15 protein-coding genes, 1 tRNA gene and 1 pseudogene are annotated in these 23838 nt (G+C 34.1%); 2 read left to right on the forward strand and 15 right to left on the reverse strand.

Features of this window, described 5'->3' with window-relative positions; translation table 11 throughout:
• Positions 1-56 precede the first annotated feature (56 nt).
• The 11 genes from ACSYSW_RS01090 to rpsB all read right to left on the reverse strand — a co-directional run bounded on the left by ACSYSW_RS01090 (position 57) and on the right by rpsB (position 12139).
• Positions 57-132, reverse strand: a tRNA-Asn gene (locus ACSYSW_RS01090).
• An 81-nt stretch (positions 133-213) separates the two neighbouring features.
• Entirely contained in the window at positions 214-846 is a 633-nt protein-coding gene (locus ACSYSW_RS01095; protein WP_491705097.1) for an MBL fold metallo-hydrolase, read from the reverse strand.
• 19 nt (positions 847-865) lie between these two features.
• Positions 866-2251, reverse strand: coding sequence for an MFS transporter (locus ACSYSW_RS01100; RefSeq protein ID WP_491705096.1), 1386 nt, complete (start codon positions 2249-2251; stop codon positions 866-868).
• A 206-nt stretch (positions 2252-2457) separates the two neighbouring features.
• Positions 2458-3450, reverse strand: coding sequence for a ketopantoate/pantoate/pantothenate transporter PanS (gene panS, locus ACSYSW_RS01105; protein ID WP_491705095.1), 993 nt, complete (start codon positions 3448-3450; stop codon positions 2458-2460).
• 11 nt (positions 3451-3461) lie between these two features.
• On the reverse strand, positions 3462-4295 hold the full coding sequence (locus ACSYSW_RS01110; protein ID WP_491705094.1) for a TatD family hydrolase: 834 nt from the start codon (positions 4293-4295) through the stop codon (positions 3462-3464).
• A gap of 74 nt (positions 4296-4369) precedes the next feature.
• Entirely contained in the window at positions 4370-7624 is a 3255-nt protein-coding gene (recC, locus tag ACSYSW_RS01115; RefSeq protein ID WP_491705093.1) for an exodeoxyribonuclease V subunit gamma, read from the reverse strand.
• 154 nt (positions 7625-7778) lie between these two features.
• On the reverse strand, positions 7779-8753 hold the full coding sequence (locus tag ACSYSW_RS01120; RefSeq protein ID WP_491705092.1) for a DMT family transporter: 975 nt from the start codon (positions 8751-8753) through the stop codon (positions 7779-7781).
• Between the two features lie 260 nt (positions 8754-9013).
• Positions 9014-9571, reverse strand: a complete 558-nt coding sequence (frr, locus tag ACSYSW_RS01125) for a ribosome recycling factor (RefSeq protein ID WP_491705091.1) — start codon at positions 9569-9571, stop codon at positions 9014-9016.
• A gap of 30 nt (positions 9572-9601) precedes the next feature.
• Positions 9602-10336: a UMP kinase gene (gene pyrH / locus ACSYSW_RS01130; protein ID WP_491705090.1), complete on the reverse strand. Its 735-nt coding sequence runs from the start codon at positions 10334-10336 to the stop codon at positions 9602-9604.
• 122 nt (positions 10337-10458) lie between these two features.
• Entirely contained in the window at positions 10459-11319 is an 861-nt protein-coding gene (gene tsf / locus ACSYSW_RS01135) for a translation elongation factor Ts (protein WP_491705089.1), read from the reverse strand.
• 82 nt (positions 11320-11401) lie between these two features.
• On the reverse strand, positions 11402-12139 hold the full coding sequence (gene rpsB, locus ACSYSW_RS01140) for a 30S ribosomal protein S2 (protein WP_491705088.1): 738 nt from the start codon (positions 12137-12139) through the stop codon (positions 11402-11404).
• A gap of 504 nt (positions 12140-12643) precedes the next feature.
• Here rpsB and ACSYSW_RS01145 point away from each other — a divergent pair.
• Both ACSYSW_RS01145 and ACSYSW_RS01150 read left to right on the forward strand, forming a co-directional pair.
• Complete coding sequence (locus ACSYSW_RS01145) at positions 12644-14824, forward strand: M64 family metallopeptidase (protein WP_491705087.1); 2181 nt, start codon at positions 12644-12646, stop codon at positions 14822-14824.
• A gap of 712 nt (positions 14825-15536) precedes the next feature.
• Positions 15537-17993, forward strand: a complete 2457-nt coding sequence (locus tag ACSYSW_RS01150) for a S8 family serine peptidase (RefSeq protein ID WP_491705086.1) — start codon at positions 15537-15539, stop codon at positions 17991-17993.
• A 169-nt stretch (positions 17994-18162) separates the two neighbouring features.
• Here ACSYSW_RS01150 and ACSYSW_RS01155 read toward each other — a convergent pair whose 3' ends face one another.
• The 4 genes and pseudogenes from ACSYSW_RS01155 to mrdA form a co-directional block, all read right to left on the reverse strand.
• Positions 18163-19041, reverse strand: a complete 879-nt coding sequence (locus ACSYSW_RS01155; protein WP_491705085.1) for a LysR family transcriptional regulator — start codon at positions 19039-19041, stop codon at positions 18163-18165.
• 491 nt (positions 19042-19532) lie between these two features.
• Positions 19533-20681: a serine hydrolase gene (locus ACSYSW_RS01160; protein WP_491706316.1), complete on the reverse strand. Its 1149-nt coding sequence runs from the start codon at positions 20679-20681 to the stop codon at positions 19533-19535.
• 61 nt (positions 20682-20742) lie between these two features.
• A pseudogene (mrdB, locus tag ACSYSW_RS01165) lies at positions 20743-21850 on the reverse strand (peptidoglycan glycosyltransferase MrdB).
• The gene (gene mrdA, locus ACSYSW_RS01170; protein WP_491706127.1) at positions 21850-23793 is read right to left on the reverse strand and encodes a penicillin-binding protein 2; all 1944 of its coding nucleotides are present in this window, start codon (positions 23791-23793) and stop codon (positions 21850-21852) included. The pseudogene mrdB and the gene mrdA overlap by 1 nt, the downstream one beginning before the upstream one ends.
• Between the last annotated feature and the right edge of the window lie 45 nt (positions 23794-23838).

Genomic DNA, 23838 nt, shown 5'->3' on the forward strand with positions numbered 1-23838 from the left:
CGTTTTTCTAAAAGGGAAAGAATATAGAATATACAAAATAACTAAGTCTGAGAAGTTGGCTCCCCCAACAGGACTTGAACCTGTGACATACGGATTAACAGTCCGCCGTTCTACCGACTGAACTATGGAGGAACCGAAATGTAGCGCGAATATTATAGACTTTATGACAATCTGTCAATAGTTAATCTATTCAAACAGCTATTTTATGAACAATTAACGCAAATAAGGGTTAGTTAATCTTTCTTGACCAATAGTTGACATAGGTCCATGACCGGGAATAAATGCAAAGTCATCACCTAACGTAAATAATTTTTGTTTAATCGACGCGATTAATTGTGCATGATTTCCACCAACAAGATCGGTGCGTCCAATACTGTTGTGAAATATAACGTCTCCGACAAAAGCTAATTTAGCTTGCTGATTGATAAAAACAACATGACCGGGAGCATGACCGGGGCAAAATAAAACGTCAAGTGTCACGTCACCTATTGTGATTTGATCACCTTCTTGCAACCATTGCGTTGGTAAAAAAGATTTAATATAAGGAAAACCAAAACGTAAGCATTGTTCAGGTAACATATCAAATAATATTTTATCTTCGATAGCCGATCCTAAAATATCAACCTGATAAAACTTAGCTAATTCATCAGCAGCTCCTACATGATCAAGGTGACCATGGGTAATTAATATTTTAGTTACCTTAACACCGAGCTTTTCAACGGCTTTTTTTAATAATTCGGCTTCACCACCCGGATCGATAATTGCAGCTTGTTTGGTTTTATCGCACCAAATAATGCTGCAATTTTGTTGAAAATCCGTAACCGGGATGATTTGATAATTAAGCATAAAAATTGCCCCCAACTTATTAACGAGAAATTAAATTTTGCCCATCTTCTTTATGTAAAAATGCAAAGACAAGGCTTGAAAAAATAGTCACTAAACCTAAAATAATAAAAGTGATTTGAAAAGCATGAATTAAATTTGTTTTATCACTAATTAAACGGACAAGTACCGCACCAAAAGCAATTCCAAAACTAATCGATAACTGTTGATTAACTGCCATTAAACTATTACCACTACTTGTTTGTTCGCCATGTAACCCTGATAAGGTAATACTATTCATTGCGGTATACTGCATCGAGTTAATACTGCCAATACAAAATAATAATAAACAAATTAAAATTGTCGGTGTCGATAAATTCACGAATGATAATAATAAAATTAATATACCGGCTAATAGGGTATTGGTCACTAACACAAATCGATAGCCACCTTTACGTAAAATTCGCGGAATAAATGATTTCATCAATAATGACGCAATCGCCATAGGGATAAGCATAATACCTGCGTAAATCGCTGAATAACCAAATACGACCTGCAATAATAAAGGTATTAAAAAAGGAACGCCTGAAATACCTAAGCGGCTAACTAGATTACCAATAATTCCGATTTTAAAACTGTGGATCTTAAATAAAGAAAGCGGAAACAAAGGCTCAGTAACTTTTTGAGCATAACGGTAATAAATATAAATAAAAAGTACGCTTATTACAGCAAGCATTATCGATATATAGACATTAATCCCATCACTTAAAAATTCAAGACTGAGGGTTGAGGTAATAAACCCAATCACGATAAAAATAAAGCCAAAGGTATCAAAACTTAGCCTTGTCCCTTTAAAATTAGGCATATAACGCCAGCCAAAAATAATACCTAGTATACCGATTGGTAAATTAATTAAAAAAATCCAATGCCAACTAACCACATCAACTAAATACCCACCGACAACAGGGCCAATAATTGGACCAATTAATCCTGGAATTGACGCGGTATTTAATGCCGATAAAAAATCACTTCGTTTATAAGATTTAATTAACACTAAACGTGATACAGGAACCATCATAGAGCCACCAATACCTTGAATAACGCGCGCAATATCCATAAAAAATAAAGATTCCGATAATGCGCATAATAATGATCCAAGCGAAAATAAAAAGACCGCAATAACAAATATATTACGCGTACCATATTTATCGGATAAATAGCCACTAACAGGAATAAATAATGCTAACGTTAAGGCATAGCTAATAACAGCCGATTGCATATTGAGTGGAGATTCATGCAAATCTTTAGCAAGGGCAGGTAATGCCGTGTTTAAAATAGATGTGTCTAACGATTGCATTAAAAATGCAATGGCAGCAATCCACGGCAAAATACGGAAAACAAAAGGGGATAATTGTACTTTTTCGTCCACAATAATTTACCTAATTAATGATAAGCGACAAGATAATAAAAATAAGATCATAAAAACATTATCTCATTTTTCCTATAATAAACAGCAAAATACCTATTATTAAAATTTAGAATCGCCAACAACATTGAAGCGCCAATATCTATCCTATTAAATCGCGCTACAATTAAGAAAATCTTTGTGAACAAATAATCATTAATTGTTCGTTATTATTGTGCTTTTTTAACTTTTTTAGCTTTAATTGATTTTCCTTGCCAAATAGTTGCAATAATTGAGCCTGATATATTATGCCAAACTGAAAATACCGCCGCCGGTAATGCTGATAAGGCAGAAAAATAATTAGTTGCAAGCGTTGCGGCTAATGCTGAATTTTGCATACCCACTTCAAGCGACATGGTTCGACAAGTCGATTCATCAAACCCGAGCAAACGTCCACCCCAGTAACCGCCTAATAATCCAATTCCATTATGTAAAATAACGGCTAAAATAACCATCATACCGACTTGGGCAATTTGCGATTGACTCGCTGCAACAACACAACCAATAATTGTTAAAATACAAAGCATTGAAGCAATTGGAAAAATAAGTTCACATTTTTTAACAAAAGCCGTTAAAAAATGATGGCAGATTAATCCTAATACAATAGGAATAAGAACAATTTCAACAATATGCATAATCATGCTAGAAACAGACACATTAACTGATGTATCAACCAAAATATACGTTAATATTGGCGTAATAAAAATACCCACTAATGTTGAAACCGATGAAATTGTAACTGATAATGCCACATCACCTTTTGCAATATAAATCATAAAATTCGATGCCGTTCCACTTGCAACACTACCGACGAGTACCATACCGACTAATAATTCTGTCGACATCGAAAACAATTTTGCAATGATTAACGCAGTTATTGGCATAACGATATAATGTAATAAAGTACAAACGATAACAGCTTTAGGTCTTGTAATCACACGTTTAAAATCATCAATACTTAACGTCACACCCATCGTAAACATAACAAACATTAATAAATAAGAAACATAACTTTTTAACGGTAAAAAGGTAACAGGAGAAAAGTAAGCTACAATCGCAAAAAGGATTGCCCATAATGGAAATAAACGTGTTATTGAATTAATAGCACAGCTCAATGCTGAACAACTAGATTGAGGGGTCTGTTTAGTATTATTTGTTGACATTATAACCTTCCTTATTTGTTTTTATTATCCGATTGATATCTATCTTGATAAGATGAATCGCTACCTAAACCATTAATTTTATTTACTCGAGTAAATAGGGTCAAGGTATTTGTTAAGATTTGTTGCATTAAATTATCGGCTGATTCTGAGCGCAATTGGGTTAATATTTGAAAAATTTGTACAATATTCTCAGGACGATTTGGCTGACCTTGTTGACCATTTAATGGCATATCAGGGGCATCGGTTTCTAATAATAATCTTTCGATAGGTAAACGCGTAATACAATTGCGCGTTTTACTCGCTCGAGGATAACTTATCACACCGCCAACACCAATATAATAACCTAAATCAATAAACTGCATAGCTTGTTGATAACTTCCTGAAAAACCATGAATCACGCCTTTAGCCGGCAAATTTGCACGCTTTAATTCACGATATAGCACATCATGCGTTCGCCTTGAATGAAGTAAAATGGGTAAATTAAATTGTTTAGCTAACTCTAATTGCGCACAAAAATAATAAAGTTGCGTTTTTAAATCTATCGCTAAATTATACTGATCAAGCCCAATTTCTCCCATAGCGACCAGCTTTGTAGGCTGTTCACTTAATTTATCGGCTAAATACATTAAATCAGCGGGTTTATGTTGAAAGATAGGATGCAAACCTAATGCAGCATAAAGTTCAGTGAATTGTTCAGATAATGATAATACCTTAGCAAATCTATCCGCAGTTACTGATGGCACAATTAAACCGAATAAACCTGCTTGTTTAATGAGCTTAATTGATTCATAAGGATGATGCGAAAATGGCGGAAAATCAAAATGACAATGCGTATCAATAAACATATTTCCCCCATGTTAGATCAGCTAAAGATGGCATTTATCATAAAATCATTACCATTTGTATTAAGCAATGTGAATTAAGCAAGATGCCTTAATATTGGTAATAAATATTGCTTGGCATTGAAGCCAATTTGCTTAATGAGTTCATCCGTCAATTCAGGATAAATTCGGGTATAATACTCATCGCATTCGCCTTCTTTTGCAAAATTACCCTGCCAATTTTGGTAAAGTTGCTTTTCGGCTTTTGGATTTTCGTTAATCAAATCTGTTTTTTTATCATAAACGATATTGAGCCATTGCCAAGCAGATTGAATCGGTAACAGCAGAGGTTGATTAATACCCATCATATAACCAGCCATTAAATCTGTTAAATAAGATAAAGCTTGTTCCTGTTCAATAACTAAAAATCGCCACTCACTTTCATCACGCCCATATAAACGACTTTGATTCAATGATTGATTCGGATTTAAAATACAATAAAGTAAATGATCAATCCAAAAAACAATCCCTTCACGAATCGATAATTTCATAACACGCCACGCTAATAAACCATCTTCTTGCACCTGCGTTAACCAGCCATTTAACTGGCAAACTTGCTTATCTGGCATCATGACGGATAAATTCACTTCTTGCGTGATTTGCGTTAATCTTTCTTGTTTGATTTTAGTTGCTAAATCCCGCATTAACAAACTTTGTTCTTGAAATAAAATTTCCCCAAAAGCGCCATCCGGTAAAAGTCCCGTTAATCGTGTACGTTCATAAACCTCATTGATAATGTCTTCATCTTTTTTGTTCATATCACTTAACAGATGATTTAAAAGATGCTGATTTAATGTATAACGTTCTAGCCCATTTAAGGTAAAATTTTCCGCTTCGGGGAGATTATTATCTACGTCATGTAGATAATAATTAAACCGTTTTTGTAAAAAAAATCGCACTGAATGTTGATAAAAACGTTTAAGATCTTCAAGGTTGATAATGTCTGTATTTAGGGCAGAAATGTCATTTAAAAATGCCACTTTATCACCTTGTTGTAAAGCGGCCGGTAACCATTCATCTGCATAACTTTTAGGTTCTTGCGAATAATTTAATGGATTAAATGGCGTTCTTGTATGAAAAACACGTAAAAAATCAATCACCTCTAATGGTTTCGCTACTGATTCTTGTAGGTTAGATGATTGTTTCTCTTCTTTTTCGTCTATAAAAGACACGCCATAATGCTGGTTAATGTATTCCCAAAGCTCCTCGACCAACACAGAAGGATAACGTTCACTATCATCTTTAATATCGCGACCAATATAACTAATATAAAGTTGTTTTTGTGCCGATAAAATCGCCTCTAAAAATAAATAACGATCATCATTACGGCGACTGCGATCCCCGCGCCGTGTTTTATAGGCAATTAAATCAAAATCCATCGGTACCGAGGTTCGAGGGTAATCACCTTCATTCATACCTAATAAACACACAACTTTAAAAGGAATCGAGCGCATTGGCATCATCGTACAAAAATTAATTTTACCAATTAAAAAACGATGTGCTAAAAAATTTTGCTCTAAACGAGATTGCATAGCATCATGCAAAATCGTCATCGATACGGCGTCATCAAAATGGGACTGCAAACCACCCGTTATCATTTTTTGCCATTCTTCTTCGATTAACAATAAAATTGCTTCACGATTTGGATCAGTTGCAAAAAAATCATTTAATAACGCTAAACAACATCCTTGCCATTCAGATAAAGGTTTAGGGATAGATAAATAATTTTGCCATTGACGAATTAGTTGCACAAATTCAGCAAGTTGCCCAATCAACTGCGCATCTAAACCAGTTGCACCTTCGTAAGGTAAAATCTGTTGCCAATCTCCCTGCTCACTATTCATGGTATAACCTAAAATTAAGCGCTCTAAGCCAAATAGCCAGCTATGTTTATCATCTAAACCAAAACGGATCCCGGACTCTATAATCCACGTCCGTAAAGTAACTAATTGCGATTCATTAATGGCAAATTTTTCAGCAACAGCGGGAATTTCTAATAAATTAAACAGTTCTTCTGACGTGAAACGACTTTGCGGAAAAGCTAAAATTGCAAAAAAACCTTGTACGATAGGATCGATATTACGCGCTTTTTGATCGGAAATCGTAAACGGTAAATAACGTTTATCGCTTGCATTACCAAATACCGCACGAATATAAGGAACATAACGATCAATATCTGATACCATTACAATGCAATCCCGTAATTCTAAGTCAGGATCGTTCTCAAATGCATTAAGCAGATAATCATATAACACTTCAACTTCACGTTGCTCACTATGGCAAGCATGAAATGAAATCGAGTTATCGCTTTTATCGATTATTTGCTGACCTGCAGTCGTTGGATATAATTCTAAAATATCTTGTTGGATATGATGCAATAGTTGATTAGATTGATTATCGACAAAAGCTTCAATATCGCGCTTACCTGGCAATTCTTGTAATAAAAATAAATTATCGCGTCCTAATTTACCCATTGAGGTTAATAAAGCATTCGGTTTATTTTCGTTATTGCTAGTTTGCGTTATTAATTGCTTATCAATAATATCTCCCCAATACCATTTACATGGATTATTAAACATTAAATGTACATCAATATGCTGACTTAATGCATAAAACAAATTAAGGTAAATTGGTGGCAACGAATTAATACCAAAAATAAAAATCCGCTTTGGTAAGCTTTTTAATATACTGTCATCTAATGATGGCTGCATTAGCATATCTAAAACTTGCCAATAAATATTAGCACGATGAAAAGGAGGTGTTGCTAATACTAATTGACGCCATAATTCTGCTTGCCATATTTCAGCTGAGTGATGATTTAGCTCATCTACCGTTTGCAAGTCTTCCCATTTCGCTATCCAATCAGGTCGATAGACTAAATACTGATCAAATAAATGCGCGATGCGCATCGCTAATTGATATAATTTACGTTCGCTTTGATTGATATTAAGATAATTTTTAATGGCCTCTAATTTAGGAGAATCAATAATTTTAGGGAGTAAAGCATATAATTGCCACGTCATCGATTCAATTGTAAAGCTATTTTCTAAAGGAAGATCAGGTAATAATAATTGATATAATTGCCGAATAAAAAAGGTAGGAAAAGGGAATTCAATATTTGCAGCAATACCCATCTCTTGCGCCAACTGAATTTGTAACCATTGTGCCATGCCTTGACTTTGGACAATAACCGTTTCAGGCGTAAAAACATCGTCTAAAGGATCGCGTTGCATTAGTTCGCTAACAAGGGTTTTTAGCAAATCAATTTGATTGGAATGATAAATAGTCAACATATCAATAAATCATAATTAGACTATCTTTTTAAGACAATCTTTTAAAAGAATAGCTAAGATTATCGCTGATAAGTCCTTATAAATCCAGTTATAGAAAATCCTTGCTTAAAAAAACAAGGATTTAAGATAAAAACAGCAATTAAATAATTTATGATTATTTTTTTTGCAAACCAAAAAGATTCGGTTTAGTAACAACAATGATACCCAAACTAACCAAAATTAAACCTAATAACACCGGAACAGTTAGGCTATCTTGCCCAATTAAAATCGCTAATAAACTACCAGAAACAGGCATTAAAAATTTATACATCGACACTTCACCCATTTTGGCATATTGGATAACCCAATACCAAAGCCCAAATGCAACACTTGAGAGTAATGCTAAAAAGATAAGTAAACTAATACCGAGTGAATTCCATTCAATAAATTGCAATCGCCCACCCATAAAGATACCAATAATACCCAGTATAATTGAGCCAATAATAAGGTTCCATCCCGTTAAAATAAACACGGGTAAGTTAGATCCAATTGCCCTCGCTTGCATCATGCCAATTGCCGCAACTAATCCATATAACAACATAAATCCATCGCCTAATAAATCAAAACTAAATAATTGCGATATATGAATAGTGGGTTTACTGATATTTACAATGATTAAACCGGCAAAACCCAAGATTAAACCTATCCATTTAGCTAAATTCATTTTATCGTTTTTATAAGCAAAATGGGCTAATAGGATAGAAAAGAAGATAGACGCTTGTGCTAATATTGTCGATTTAATCGTTGAAGTATGCATAAGCCCTATTGTAAAAAAGAAATACGCGGCTGTTGTACTAATTAGCCCCATTGAGCTGATATCAAACCATTGTTTTTTATTAATCGCAAAAATCTTTTGCTTCATACAAAGTGCCATGATTAAGGTAATAATTCCGGCTAATAAAAAACGTAAACTAATGACGGTAATAACTTGTCCATTATAAGCATCGCCTAAATTATCTGCTTGAATATTCATTTCTTGATACATGACTTTAACTAATGGAAAAGGTGTACCCCATAAGACATTGACAAAAATTGCTGTTATCGTCAATGTTAATGCAGTAGGTACTGCTTTTTGGGCTAAAAAGTTCATACTCTTATTATTCCTGTTATATTGAGCTGTTAAATTCAAAATAATAACGATATTATTCGATTAATTAATTATCGTAAATAACGATTTTATAAATACCTAAAATTTACTAATCACTATAAATAAACTTATTAATAGAAAATTTTATAATAAGATTGTTTAATAAAGAAAAATACATAATCTAAAAAAAAGGATGATAAAAATTATCATCCTCAACATTATACTAAACTTACTAGATTAAAATCATTTAGTAGAGCGACTAATTAAAATTCCATTAACTCTTTTTCTTTATCGGCAAGTGCCATATCTAGCTTTTTAATCGCTGCATCGGTTGCTTTTTGTATAAGATCTTGAGATTTACGCTCATCATCTTCCGAAATTTCTTTGTCTTTTAATAAAGCTTTGATCTGATCGTTAGCATCTCGACGAATATTACGAATTGATACACGACCTTGTTCAGCTTCATTACGAACAATCTTAGTCAGATCGCGTCGACGTTCTTCCGTTAAAGGAGGTAATGGAACACGGATCACAGTACCTGTCGATGCGGGATTTAAACCTAAATCCGAAGCTAAAATTGCTTTCTCAATACTTGGCGTTAATGATTTATCAAAAACGGTGATTGCAAGTGTTCTTGAATCTTCGGCAACTACATTGGCTAATTGGCGTAATGGCGTTGCACTTCCATAATATTCAACCATAATGCCATCTAATAAACTTGGAGAAGCACGACCCGTTCTTACTTTAGAAATATGGTTTTGAAAAGCTTCAATGCTTTTTTCCATACGTGTTTGCGCTTCTTTTTGAATTTCATTTAACATAATAAAAACCTTGTTTTAACTTAGAAAAAATTAACAAGTCACAGTCGCTTGATTATTAATTAATGTTCCTTCGTGTTCACCTAATATGACACGACGCAACGCACCGGGTTTATTCATATTAAACACACAAATAGGTAAGTTGTGATCACGCGCTAAAGTAAAAGCCGCTAAATCCATTACTTTAAGTTCATCATCTAGCACTTTATCATAATTTAGGGTTTTATATAATATCGCATTAGGATTTTTAACAGGATCCGCTGAGTAAACGCCATCAACTTTCGTTGCTTTTAAAACAACATCGGCTTCAATTTCAATACCACGTAAACAAGCAGCTGAATCTGTCGTAAAAAAAGGATTACCCGTTCCAGCTGATAAAATAACCACTTTACCTTGTTTTAATAGGCTAATCGCTTCGGTCCAACGATAATCATCACAGACGCCATTTAAAGGGATCGCCGACATCAAACGCGCATTGACTTCAATTCGATGTAAAGCATCGCGCATAGCAAGTCCATTCATGACAGTTGCAAGCATACCCATATGATCACCAACAACACGATTCATACCTGCTTTAGCAAGACCAGCACCACGAAATAAATTACCACCACCAATGACAACCGCCACTTCAACGTTCATTTCGATAAGTTCTTTAATTTCTTTTGCCATGCGTTCTAAAACAGTTGGATCAATACCGAAACCTTCTTCACCTTGCAAAGCTTCGCCACTGAGTTTTAGAAGAATCCGTTTATAATGGGGAGTTTTCATAATAAAATCTCTTGTTATTTTGTTATGTTAAGTAATCAGCAGATGCTTCTAGTTACTCTTTGAAGATAATTAAATAATTTGCGGATAAACAAAACCGCCTTACGGCGGTTTTAATAAAACAATTAAGATTGTTTAGACATTGCAGCCACTTCTGCCGCAAAATCAACTTCAACTTTTTCGATTCCTTCACCCACTTCAAAGCGGATAAAGTTAGCCACAGCAGCTTTCTTTTCAGTAAGTAAATCACCGACAGTTTTACTTGGATCCATAACAAACGGTTGACCCGTTAATGAAACCTCACCGGTAAATTTGCGCATACGTCCTTCAACCATTTTTTCTGCGATTTCGCGTGGTTTACCAGATTGCATTGCAATATCAATTTGGATTTGACGTTCATGCTCAACAACATCAGCAGGTACATCAGTTGGAGCAAGATATTCAGGTTTACTTGCTGCAATATGCATAGCAATATGCTTAACAAGTTCATCGTTGGCTGCTGCATTTGCCGCAACTAACACACCAATACGTGCACCATGTTGATAACTACCCACGATATCACCAGAGATATCGGCGATACGACGAATACCAATATTTTCACCAATTTTAGCAACAAGCGCCGTACGTTCTTCTTCAAATTTAGCTTGTAATGCAGCAATATCAGTGATGCGTTCATTTAACGCAGTCGTTGCAACTTTATCGCTAAATGCTAAAAAACCGGCATCTTTAGCAACAAAGTCTGTTTCACAGTTAACTTCTAAAATTACACCATATTTTTTATCAGCAGAAATTTTAGAAATAATCACACCTTCAGCTGCAACACGACCCGCTTTTTTAGCCGCTTTTGCTTGACCTGATTTACGCATGTTATCAATGGCAAGTTCAATATCACCATTTGTTTCAACTAATGCTTTTTTACATTCCATCATACCTGCGCCCGTTCTTTCGCGCAGTTCTTTAACCATAGAAGCGGTAACTTCAGCCATTTTTTAACCCTCTATTTTAATCTTTGCTATAATTTTTATCAAAATGGGTCGAACAAGTACGACCCTAAAAATCATTGCGTTATTACTCGGTAACTACATCTTCTTCAACGAAGCTTTCTTCTGAAATTGGAGATTGATTTTGTTCACGACCAGAGCGAACAGCATCAGCTGCTGATTGAGTATATAATTGAATAGCACGAATCGCATCATCATTACCAGGGATAATATAATCAATACCATCTGGATCTGAGTTTGTATCAACAATAGCAATGACAGGAATACCTAAGTTATTAGCTTCTTTGATTGCAATGTGTTCATGGTCAGCACCAATAACAAAAAGAATGTCCGGTAAGCCACCCATATTTTTGATACCGCCAAGGCTGTTTTCTAATTTAACCATTTCACGTGTACGCATTAATGCTTCTTTTTTGGTTAATTTATCAAATGTGCCATCAGCAGCTTGTGTTTCTAAATCTTTTAAACGTTTGATTGATTGGCGAACGGTTTTCCAGTTAGTTAACATCCCACCTAACCAGCGATGATTAACATAGTATTGCCCACAACTTTCAGCAGCTTCTTTAATCGCTTCGCTAGCTGCACGTTTAGTACCAACAAATAAAATTTTACCTTTATGCGCTGCAATTTTTGTTAATTCAGCTAACGCTTCGTTAAACATTGGGACAGTTTGTTCAAGATTAATGATATGAACTTTATTACGAGCACCAAAAATAAATGGTTTCATTTTTGGATTCCAATAGCGGGTTTGGTGTCCAAAGTGTACACCGGCTTGCAGCATATCGCGCATAGATACTGTAGTCATGATTTCCTCATTTTGACGTTGGGGTTATGCCTCCACATATCCGCTTTTACCGACCTTACTTGCTTAATCTATTCTTTTACTTTTAAAAAGAATTTAACACAAAAGGCACCCCGGAAAAGTGTGATGATATGTGTGTGTTATAACGTTAATTAATTAAATTTAGCCACTCATTTATTTTTCGTGTTGCAATAAACACAGAAAAGTGAGATAAGCGCGCGTTTTATATCATATTTGACCTGCCTTTACTAGTTTTATTTACTAATTTCGGGCTAATAAGCAGTAATAAAGACTAATAATGAATAATTAAATAGCGGGCTTTGTTTAATTCTTGCCTAAAATTATTTTAAATCATTTTACGGATCACTGACTTTATTTATATTAAAATAGTTAATCACAACAAAATAAAAAATTATTCACAATTGTTGAAAATTAATTCAGTAACGATAGGTAACAAAATATAGTAAGTTACAGTTTCTGTTTTTTATTTTTATAAGGATAATTTAAATGAAAAAGTTTTCTCTAACAACTGTAACAATGTTCGCTTTGTTTTCACAAAGCGCTCACGCCGATAATCTTTGGTTAAATATCACAGGTGCGCAAGATAATGCCGATTTGCTGCAAGTCGTTGATATGAAAAAAGGTGAATTTCGACTCACTCCCGCACAAAGCAACTTAACGCCACATAATCAAAAAGGATGGGAAGTTGTGGCATTAGACAAAAAAGGTAAAGAAATTTACCGTACTTTTGTAAAAGATTCACGCCATGTGCGATTTGAATCTTTCTCGCCAGAGAAGGGCGAAATTGAACACGTTCAAGATGTTTTTATTGCCGAAAATAAAAGCAATGTGGTTTTACCTTATGCGGATTCTTTATCGGAGATAAAAATATCTTCTGTTGATGCTGATAGCCTTGAAAAAGGGAAAAAACCGAAGATCAGTCAAGAGCTTATTCTCACTCGCGATAATATTGAAAAAATGGTTTCAAAACCTGCAACTAAAGCTTTCAAAGATAAAATCAAATCTGAAACAATTCTCGCCGCATCAAAAGCAACTAAGCGCCCATTAATTGTGGCTGTTGTTGGGGATGGATATACGTCAGGTGAAATGAGTAAATGGAAAACTGATGCGCAAAAAGTTGTGCAAGGGTTTACTGCCGATCCTTTAATAAATGATCTAAAAGCTAGCTTTGAATTTGTCCGCGTCGATTTAGCAAGTCGCGATTCTGGGATCACAATAACAAATCAAGTAACTAAAAATACCGCTTTGCAAAGTGAACTTGGTTGCTATAACACCGAGCGTTTGCTATGTACAAATACCAATCTTGCTCATTCAGCCGTAACCAATGCATTGGGTTATGGAAATTACGATCAAATATTGGTTGTCGCAAATACAATGAATTACGGCGGCGCCGGTTATCCTGGTGTTGGTACTTTAACGATGAATAGTGCAGCAACTGAATTAGCATTACATGAATTTGGTCATTCTGCCTATGATTTAGCCGACGAATATGATTATGGTGACTGTAGTATTGGTGCCGAGCCAAACAAAGTTAATGCAACGCAAGAAACAAATAGAAATAAAATTAAATGGAGACATTTGATTGATGCAAGTACACCAATTCCGACAACACATAATAAAAATGGCATTGTTGGTCTATTTGAGGGGGCGGACTTTTGTACTAAAGGCAAATATCGTCCAACTTACAACTCTAAAATGAAAACACTTGGCGCAAATTGGGATCCCGTAAATGAAGAGCACATTCGTAAAGTAATGAAGGAATTTGGTTCATCAGATAATAATGATCAAGCCAATGATCAAACTTTCTTAAACGGTTTAAATTTGAAGATCTCTTCTCAAGATAAAGGTGATAACGTTCAATTTACGGCAAACCTAGCGAGTAATGCTAAACCTGTTAGTCAACCAACCTATAGCTGGACATTACCTGCTGGTGCAAATGGTAGCAATAGCAATAAAGCAGATCAATCTTTTAGCGTAACAAAAACAGATAAGAACCAAACACTTACTTTAACGGTTGACGTAAAAGTAGGAAAAGTTTCAAAAACCTTTAAAGAATCTGTGCATATTCCTGCTAAAGGAAGCCGTTATAATCTACCAATTACGAATAATGTCAATGTTGAAGCGAATGTGGTTGCACAGGCGCTAGAAAAATATGATGCTATCGATATTAAAATTGGCAATGGGGCATGGGTACCAAAAGTTTATATTCCTGCAGCTGTAAAAGCGAATAAACATATCGCAGTTACAACTAGCGCAACATGGAACACGAGCATTAATTATGGCGTAACCGAAACCATTATTAATTCGGGAGAAGAATTAAACTTTCGCTCTATTTCCGGTTGGAAAGTTGATAACCATAAACAATCTATTTCAATTCCTAGCGAAAAACGATTTAGCATTCCCGTTGTAAATGGCGTTGATATTCAAGCGAGTGTAATTGCTGAAGCGTTAGAAAAGTATGATGCTGTTGATATAAAAGTAGGTAATGGTGCCTGGGTTGCAAAAATTTACATTCCTGAAGCAATCAAAGCCAATAAACATATCACAATAACAAACAGCGCAACATGGAATACAAGTATTAATTATGGCGTAACAGAAGTCATCTTAAATTCAGGGGGCGAATTAAACTTTAATTCATTCTTAGAATGGGATGTGACTAAAAAATAATCGCTGTTGACTTTCAAATCAAAAAGAAAGTGATATTTAATCAGGGTAGGAATAACTCCTACCCTTAATCAAAAATCAAACATATAATCTAATCAACTTCTCTAGAAAATCTCATATTTATAGCAAAATAAACGCATCACTCCACATCGTATTAAATTTTAATCAAATTGATTCATCGATCTTATTTGTTCTATTAGAGTTGTATAAATCCATCTTATTTAAAATCTATTTAATAGGCTCAAACAAGTAACAAAACTCATGATAAAAATTAGTTCAATTTTACTAATTTTTTAATGATAAATTTGCTAAATCACCCTCCTAAAAAAACGTCTAATCGTTGATTTATTGCGCATAAAATATCACTAAAAAAAGCTAACCTTTTTAGATAATTTTTTTAATTTAAATATTTATAAAAAAAACGCCTATTTAAATAAATAAAAATTAAATAAAAACATATTTATATATATTTTTTTATTTTTATAAAAATAAATTTTTTGTTGTAAATTTTTTCACTAATTTCCATAAAAAACTCACGCGACAAATAAGGGTATAAAAAAATATAATAACTATAAGATTTATGATATCAATATAAGTTAATCTAAATAACATTAATTTTTATTTATATTCATAATCTTTTTTCATTCGGAAAAAGTCAGCAAATTTTTGCGAGTTTTAATGATAATAGCAACAAAAATTACCATGGAGGTAACATATGAAAATTGAAGCGTTTAATTTTATCGATCTTGATGGCAGTTCTTTAATTGTTAGATTTGATAATGAGAAATCAGAATTAGTTAAGCTTGATTTAATGCTAAATGGAAAATGCATTGATTCAGTTGAAACAACCAAAGATAATCATCTTTTCGAAATTGATCTTTCAGGTTCATATCATATTGAACTCTCTTATAAATCAATTGAAAAAAATAATGAACTTTATAAATCTAATACGTTAAAAATGAATGCTGTTAAAAAAACACCATCATCTAAAACGACATTACCACAAGTAAAAACAGTCAATCAAAAAATCAAAGGCATTGATAAATACTTCTTAGAAATCAAAGTTGAAAAAGGAAAAGGGCAATTAATCAGCGCAGCTTTTCACCTAAAACTTAAAAAAATTGAATTAGATTTATCAATCAGTTTTGACAAATCAGCAAACGATTATGAATATTTCACAAGCCATGATGAAGCAGATTTCGAACATTTATCAGAAATCGCTGAGTGTATTGAAAGTTTAGATTATGTTGATTATTGTTGTGTAACGCCTGATATGACTAATTATCAGCTTCCAGAAGAGTTATTACGTCAACAAGAAGATTTTATTCAAAAAGATGAAGGAAAATCAACAACACCAAACTATAATCACTTGCAAACCTATATGGATGAACCCAAAGGTATGAATACCAAAAAAGTTTGGGATAAAAATTTATTTGGTTCAAGAGCAACCGTTAGACATCTTGACTTCGGTATTTACCGTAATCATGAAAATTTTGCAGGTTCGAATATTACCGTTGTTAATAGTCGTCCTGAAACACAAGATTGTCACCATGGTACAGCATCTGTCGGCGTTATTGTTGCTGCGAAAAAGAATTTCGGTGTAACAGGTATCGCACATCAATGTAAATTTTATTTCTATGATACCGGTGATATCGATAGACTAGCTAATGATGCTAAAGCCGGTGAAATCATCAGCCTTGACGTTCAATTATCGAAAAATAGAGATGATCTCGTCCCTGTTACAGATAGTAAAAGTTGGTGGGAAAAAATCAAAATTATGATCGATAAAGGTGCCATCGTTATTTTAGCTGCAGGAAATGGTGGTATTGACTTAGTCAAATCAGGGATCATGACCGAATATGGTGATAATGGTAGTATATTAGTTGGTGCTTGTAACCACGATAACGGCAGACGCACCTCTTTTTCTAATTATGGTCACTCAACATCATTAATTAACTCATGGGGAGATTGGACTGTTGTTACAACCGGTTATGGTGATTTATTCTTCTCTGGTAACGATAGAAGTTATACCAGTGAATTTGCGGGAACATCGAGTGCAACACCTTTATGTGCTGCTGCATTAGCATTAATTCAAGACTATGCAATGAGCAAAAACGCCATGTTATCACCACGGGTTGTAAGAGATCTGATTAAATTATCTAACTATACCCAAGGTGTTAGTGATGGGATTGGATATCGCCCTAATGTCGATTATTTACTAAGTAAAGTTGATAATTTAATTTCTTCAGGCTCTGGCGGCTCTGGTTCTGGTGGTTCTGGCGGTGATAACGGACAAGCAAACGACCAAAAATTTATCGATAGCTTAAAATTAAAGATATCATCTCAAGAAAGCGCGGATCGTGTGCAATTTACCGCTAACGTATCAGGTGATACTAAACCAGTTAGCCAACCAAGCTATTCATGGACATTACCAGCTGGCGCAAGTGGTAGTAATAGCGGTAAAGAAGATCTCTCTTTTAGTGTTATGAAAACAGATAAGAGCCAAACTCTTACCGTTAGTGTCGATGTAAAAGCAGGTAGTGCATCTCGTACAGTTAAGACTACAATTACTATCCCTTCTAAAAACCGCTATAACTTGCCAATCGTTAATGGTGTGAATGTTGAAGCGAAAGTCGTTGCTGATGCACTTGAAAAATATGATGCTATCGATATTAAAATTGGCGATGGTGCATGGGTATCAAAAGTGTATATTCCTGATGCAAGCAAAGCAAACAAACATATTTCCGTTTCAACTAGCGCCGCTTGGAATACAGGTGTTAATTATGAAGGAACAGAAATAACTATCAATTCAGGTGGGGAAGTAAACTTCCAATCTATTTCTGGCTGGAAAATGAATAAAAATAAACAAACGCTTTCGATTGCTCAAGAAAGAAGATTCACCCTTCCAATTACAAATGGTGTGAATGTTGAGGCGAAAGTTATTGCTGAAGCGTTAGAAAAATACGATGCTGTCGATATTAAAATTGGTAATGGCGCATGGGTTGAAAAAGTTTCTATCCCTGATGCAGTCAAAACCAATAAACAAATTACGGTATCAACAAGCGCAACATGGGGTACTAACATTAGCTATGAAGGAAAAGAAGTTACCATCAACTCAGGCGAGGAATTCAGTTTCGAATCTTCATTTAAGTGGAATGTAACTAAAAAATAAGTCTCGTTGAATTCTTGTTCTAACAAAGAGTTCTAATTAATAAGGGTGAGAAATATTCTCACCCTTAATTTATCGATTCAATTTGCTTAACCAACTACACATAAACTATCTAATAAACAATTGATAGCTAAACAATTTTTTAATTATTATTTAACTATCAAAAAAACAATTACTGAGTATACACTTTTATAGCTGAAATCATTTCAGAAAGTTCATTTCTTTTTTTCTGTAAAAAATAGGCTTTTCTTGAAATGATGCACTCGAATGGGAAAGGTTTTTTTATATAAATAAGATTTTTGTTTTTTAGATTCCAGTTTTCATAAATATCTTCAGTACAAATCGTAAATCCCATTCCCTTACTAATACAATCAATTAAAGCCATTTCATTAATAGACATTAGTTTTGCTTTAAAACCCAAATCGTTAAGTTTTTTGAGAAGTTTTTTAAAAGTAGTATGCTGTAGAGTAGATGGGGAATGGATTAATCTTTCTTTTTTAAATACTTTTTTTATGTTTTGATGTCGTTCATAATTATCCCGCTTTATTAAAATACCCACTTTTTCGGGATTAAGGTTTATTTTTTGAATTTTTTCATCCGTTATTTGTATATTAACGGTAGAAATTATAATATCTGAAAATTCTTTATTTAATTCATGTTTAATATTAGAAACTCTCTCTGATGTTACCGATATGATATTTCGAGGATTATCTTTATTTATTCTTTCTAATGCTGGAATTATTTTATGATAATAAATTCCATCCGTTTTAATTAGCGTTTCGGTTGCTGATTTTGATTTTTTATTCCTAAACATGGCTTCGTTTAGCTTATCAATGGGTTCCATGATTTCTTCATAAAAGATTTTTCCTGAACTAGTCAATATTAAACCAGAATTTGTTTTATTGAATAACTCAAAACCCAATGCTTTTTCAAGACTTTTAATACTATGGCTTATCGCTGAGGCTGTTATATGCATATCAGATGCTGCTTGTGATATAGTACCACTTTTAACAACCGACAAAAAATAAGCAATATTTTTTTTAAAAATCATAAAGATCCCTCTTATAAATTCTCCATAAAATGTGGGCTCATCATATAACTTTTTTTTTAGTTTTTGCACGCGAATAATATTCAATTCATAGCAAATATTTTATTATTTTTTTAGTTGTGCATGACTTATCCACAGATAAAAATCTGTTAGAAAACTTAACCTTTTAATTCGCGCATATTTTAGCGAAAGTTAAATATCAGAAAAATGTAGAATGATAGGAATTACATAAAAGTTAATAAGAAATTAATGACATACGATTTAAAATGGCAAATAAAAATAGGATGAAAAAAGAAATGCATCCTACTTTTTTAAAAACTATTTAGCAAACGTTTTAAATACTGTTTAGCAAATTCTGAATCATTCTTAACGCTTATGTAAAGAAACATTCAGTTAAATAACACTATTTTTACTAAAAATAAGTCTGTAACTGTGACAAATCTTAAATAAAATCGTGTTATTTTTTGCTATATAGCGCTATTTTTAACATTGATTTATGAAAAAAGATTATGAATCATCAAAGCAAACCAGTCGAAAATACGACCAAAAAAGCCCGCTTCGTTTACGTCTTCAAGTGCAACTAAAGACTGCTCGCTAATGACTTTATCATCTAATATAAATTGCATTTTGCCGACATTTTCACCTTTTTGAATGGGCGCCTTAATCACATTATCAAGACTATAAAGAACTTTGACATCAGCCGCTCGTCCTTTCGGTACCGTTACATAACTTCCAGCAATGGATCCAAGTGCAATTTTATTTTTGTCGCCATACCAGATTTTTTCATTAACTAACGGTACCTGTGCTTTAACAGGGTAGGCGGTTTCAAAAAAGCGAAAACCCCAAGTTAGTAATTTTTTACTTTCTGCTTCGCGTCCTTTAAACGTTTTTCCGCCTAATACGGCTGAAATTAAACGGGTATTCCCATCAACGGCTGACGCAACTAAATTATAGCCCGCAGCATTAGTGTGACCGGTTTTTATACCATCAACATTTAAACTCGTGTCCCATAATAATCCATTACGATTTCGTTGTGGTTTAGATAAATTATAAGTAAATTCTTTTTCTTTATAGATGACATATTCATCAGGAACATCACGAATTAAGGCTTGCCCTAAAAGAGCCATATCTTTTGCGGTGGTATATTGACCGGGATCATCTAATCCATGAACCGTTTCAAAATGGGTGTTTTTTAAGCCAATTTTTTTGCTATATTCATTCATTAAATTAACAAAAGCCCCTTGGCTACCGGCAATATGTTCTGCCATGGCAATACTGGCATCATTACCTGATTGAATAATAATACCTTTATTAAGATCACCAACCGAGACTTGTTTACCAATTTCTAAAAACATTAATGATGATCCTCGTAAAACGGGATTACCCGTTGCCCAGGCATCTTTACTTACTGTTACCATATCTTCATTATGAATTTTACCGGATTTAAGCGTTTGTCCTACAACATAACTGGTCATCATTTTCGTCAAACTGGCAGGATCACGCCTAACTTCAGCATTATATTCCGCCAAAATATCACCTGTTTTTGCATCCATTAAAATATAAGCTTCTGCATCTAACTTTGGTAATTCAGGCGCATTAAAAGATGTGTCGGCGATAGCCAATTGACTGTATGACGTTAACATAGAGGCACAAAAAGTAAGCATAAAAGATAAGTTAAATTTCTTTTTCATGAGAAAGATTCCATTAAATATTTTTAGATAACATATATCGGTGGGTATGAACAGACATAATAATGCCAAAACTCGCCATCAGGACTATTAAAGAAGAGCCGCCATAACTAATCAAGGGTAATGGTACACCAACTACGGGTAAGATTCCACTTACCATACCGATATTAATAAAAACATACACAAAAAAGACTAATATTAAACCGCCAACTAAAATGCGACCAAAGGTTGTTTGTGCTTGTGTTGCTATAAATAAACCACGTACGATTAGGCATAAGAATAAGAGTAATAATGCGATTGCACCAATAAAACCAAATTCCTCAGCAATAACCGAAAATATAAAATCTGTATGCCTTTCGGGGATAAATTCAAGTTGAGATTGTGTCCCTTTTAACCAACCTTTACCATAAATTCCCCCCGATCCTATTGCCGTTTGCGATTGTAAAATATGATAGCCTTTGCCAAGGGGATCACGCTCTGGATTAAAAAGAGTTAGTACTCGCTCACGTTGATAATCATGCATGAGGAAAAACCACATAACAGGGACAAATATCGCAATCAAAACCAACGAAATAATAATAAAACGTAAATGAACACCCGTTAAAAAAAATAAAAATACCCGATAATGCTATTAAGATTGAGGTTCCTAAATCTGGCTGCATAGCAACCAGTAAGGTCGGCACACCAATAATAACCAAGGTTTGTAATGTTGTTTTTATACTGGGCGGACATCCTTCACGATTAATAAATTTAGCCACCATTAACGGCACCGCAATTTTGGCTATTTCGGAAGGTTGAAAACGTAAAAAACCTAAATCTAACCAACGCTGGGCACCTTTACTTGTATAACCAAAAATATCAACCAACAATAAAATTAAAATACAGACGACATAAAGATAAGGAGAAAATTTTTCATACGTTCGAGGTGAAAATTGTGCAAGAAAAATCATTACCACAAATCCAAAAATAATTTGCCCAATACGCTTTTCTACCATAACAACATCTTGCCCGCTTGCACTCCATAAAATATATAAACTATAGGCAAGTAAAACTGAAATAATTAAGAAAAAAAGGGGATCGATATGAACCTTTAGCCAAAATGATTTATGTATATGATTTTTCATTAATCTTCTAATCCTACTGTGTTAACAGGCTCATTAAGTTGAAATGAATCGATACCTTCTAGATAATAATCAAGGATTTTACGAGCAATAGCACCGCCATTAGAGCTCCCACTTCCGCCATTTTCTAAAACAATCGCTAAAGCAATCGTTGGTTTCTCGTAAGGACCATAGGCAATAAATAAAGCATGATCGCGTAAATGTTCTGGTAAATTTTGTGCATTATACGTTTCATTCTCTCTTAAACTATAAACCTGCGCCGTTCCTGATTTACCGGCGGCTTGATAGTTGGCATCAGCATATATTTTACGTGCTGTTCCTCGAGCACCATACATGACTTTATGCATCCCTTCTTTCACGATTTTCCAATAGTTCGTATTAATTTCACCTTGTAAACTATTTGGCTCAACATAATTAAGCTGGTTTGTGATAGCACTATTATTAGCATTTAACTTATCGCTTTTTTTATAAAGTAAAAAATGCGGCGTATAGGTTTTACCATCATTAATTAAAATCGTTAATGCTTTTGCCATCTGAATAGGCGTTGCTGTCCAATATCCTTGCCCAATACCGACCGGAATTGTGTCACCTTTTAACCACACTTGTTTATAACGTTTCTTTTTCCACTCACGATTAGGCATAACGGCCTTTGTTTCTTCATTAGACATAATATCAACACCGGTTCGCATGCCATAACCGAACTTGTTCATCCATGACGATAAGCGATCAATACCTAGATCATAAGCAACTTGATAAAAATAAGTATCAACTGACTCTTCAATGGCTTTCATTACATCAACGCGACCATGTCCAAAACGTAACCAGTCACGGTAACGCCTATCTGTGCCCGGTAATTCCCAATAACCCGGATCATAAATAGAACTTTTAGGCGTAATCACACCTTCACTTAAAGCAGCTATTGCCACATAAGGTTTCACTGTTGAAGCAGGCGGGTAAGCGCCTAATAATGTCCGATTAATTAAAGGTTTATTAGGATCTTCAAGCAAAGCTTTATATTTAGATGATGAAATACCACCAACAAATAGGTTAGGATCATAACTTGGGCTTGACACTAATGCTAAAATCTCGCCATTATTGGGATCTATCGCAACAACAGCGGCTTTACGCCCATCCAATAATTTCTCAATATAAAGCTGTAATTTAAGATTAATGGATAAATAAATATCCTCACCCGCTGTTGGTGCATGGTGATTAAGTAATTTAACGATTCGACCACGGCTATTGACTTCGGTTTCTTCATAACCTGGCATGCCATGTAAAACATCTTCATAATAACGCTCTATTCCCATCTTACCGATATTTGTCGTTCCCACATAATCACTCGTTTTGTTGCTATCTTCTAAACGCTGTTTATCATCATTATTGATTTTAGAGATATAACCCAAAATATGCGTTAACGAGGCTCCAAAAGGATAATAACGATGTTGTGTTCCCGAAATCGACACAAACGGAAAACGATGTTGATTGACAACAAAGCGTGCAATTTGCAGTTCGGTTAGATTATCTTTTAAAGGAACAGGGCGATGTGCTTTATAATTTCGTCTTTCTTTCTGAAAAGCGTCAATATCTTCACTAGTTAAATCAACAATCGTTGCTAATTGTTCAAATTGTTCATTAAGATTTTTAATTTTATCAGGAATAATATTCAGTTGATAATTCATATTATTAACCGCAAGAGGTGTGCCATTACGGTCATAAATAGTGCCTCGACTAGGAGGAATAGGAATAATTTCGATACGATTATTATTCGACTTTGTACTATAATAACTAAAATTTCTTATTTGCAAATTAGCTAAATTAATCAACAGAATAATGATTAAGACAATAATCATAATAAAAGCAAATAACGCTCGTCGAAAAAATAAATTCGCCTCAGCGGAATGATCACGAATTTCGATGCGGGCTTTTTTACGTGCAACTGGGATAGCAATACTCCTTAAAACGTTTTTAATTATTATCTCGCTTGTTAA

This window comes from Gilliamella sp. ESL1225 (assembly GCF_058502635.1).

Excerpts from the sequence above, each read along its gene's own strand:
- ACSYSW_RS01095 (WP_491705097.1), bottom strand. The coding sequence starts at position 846 with ATGCTTAATTATCAAATCATCCCGGTTACGGATTTTCAACAAAATTGC.
- panS (WP_491705095.1), bottom strand. The coding sequence starts at position 3,450 with ATGTCAACAAATAATACTAAACAGACCCCTCAATCTAGTTGTTCAGCA.
- ACSYSW_RS01110 (WP_491705094.1), bottom strand. The coding sequence starts at position 4,295 with ATGTTTATTGATACGCATTGTCATTTTGATTTTCCGCCATTTTCGCAT.
- recC (WP_491705093.1), bottom strand. The coding sequence starts at position 7,624 with ATGTTGACTATTTATCATTCCAATCAAATTGATTTGCTAAAAACCCTT.
- ACSYSW_RS01120 (WP_491705092.1), bottom strand. The coding sequence starts at position 8,753 with ATGAACTTTTTAGCCCAAAAAGCAGTACCTACTGCATTAACATTGACG.
- frr (WP_491705091.1), bottom strand. The coding sequence starts at position 9,571 with ATGTTAAATGAAATTCAAAAAGAAGCGCAAACACGTATGGAAAAAAGC.
- pyrH (WP_491705090.1), bottom strand. The coding sequence starts at position 10,336 with ATGAAAACTCCCCATTATAAACGGATTCTTCTAAAACTCAGTGGCGAA.
- tsf (WP_491705089.1), bottom strand. The coding sequence starts at position 11,319 with ATGGCTGAAGTTACCGCTTCTATGGTTAAAGAACTGCGCGAAAGAACG.
- rpsB (WP_491705088.1), bottom strand. The coding sequence starts at position 12,139 with ATGACTACAGTATCTATGCGCGATATGCTGCAAGCCGGTGTACACTTT.
- ACSYSW_RS01145 (WP_491705087.1), top strand. The coding sequence starts at position 12,644 with ATGAAAAAGTTTTCTCTAACAACTGTAACAATGTTCGCTTTGTTTTCA.
- ACSYSW_RS01150 (WP_491705086.1), top strand. The coding sequence starts at position 15,537 with ATGAAAATTGAAGCGTTTAATTTTATCGATCTTGATGGCAGTTCTTTA.
- ACSYSW_RS01155 (WP_491705085.1), bottom strand. The coding sequence starts at position 19,041 with ATGATTTTTAAAAAAAATATTGCTTATTTTTTGTCGGTTGTTAAAAGT.
- ACSYSW_RS01160 (WP_491706316.1), bottom strand. The coding sequence starts at position 20,681 with ATGTTAACGTCATACAGTCAATTGGCTATCGCCGACACATCTTTTAAT.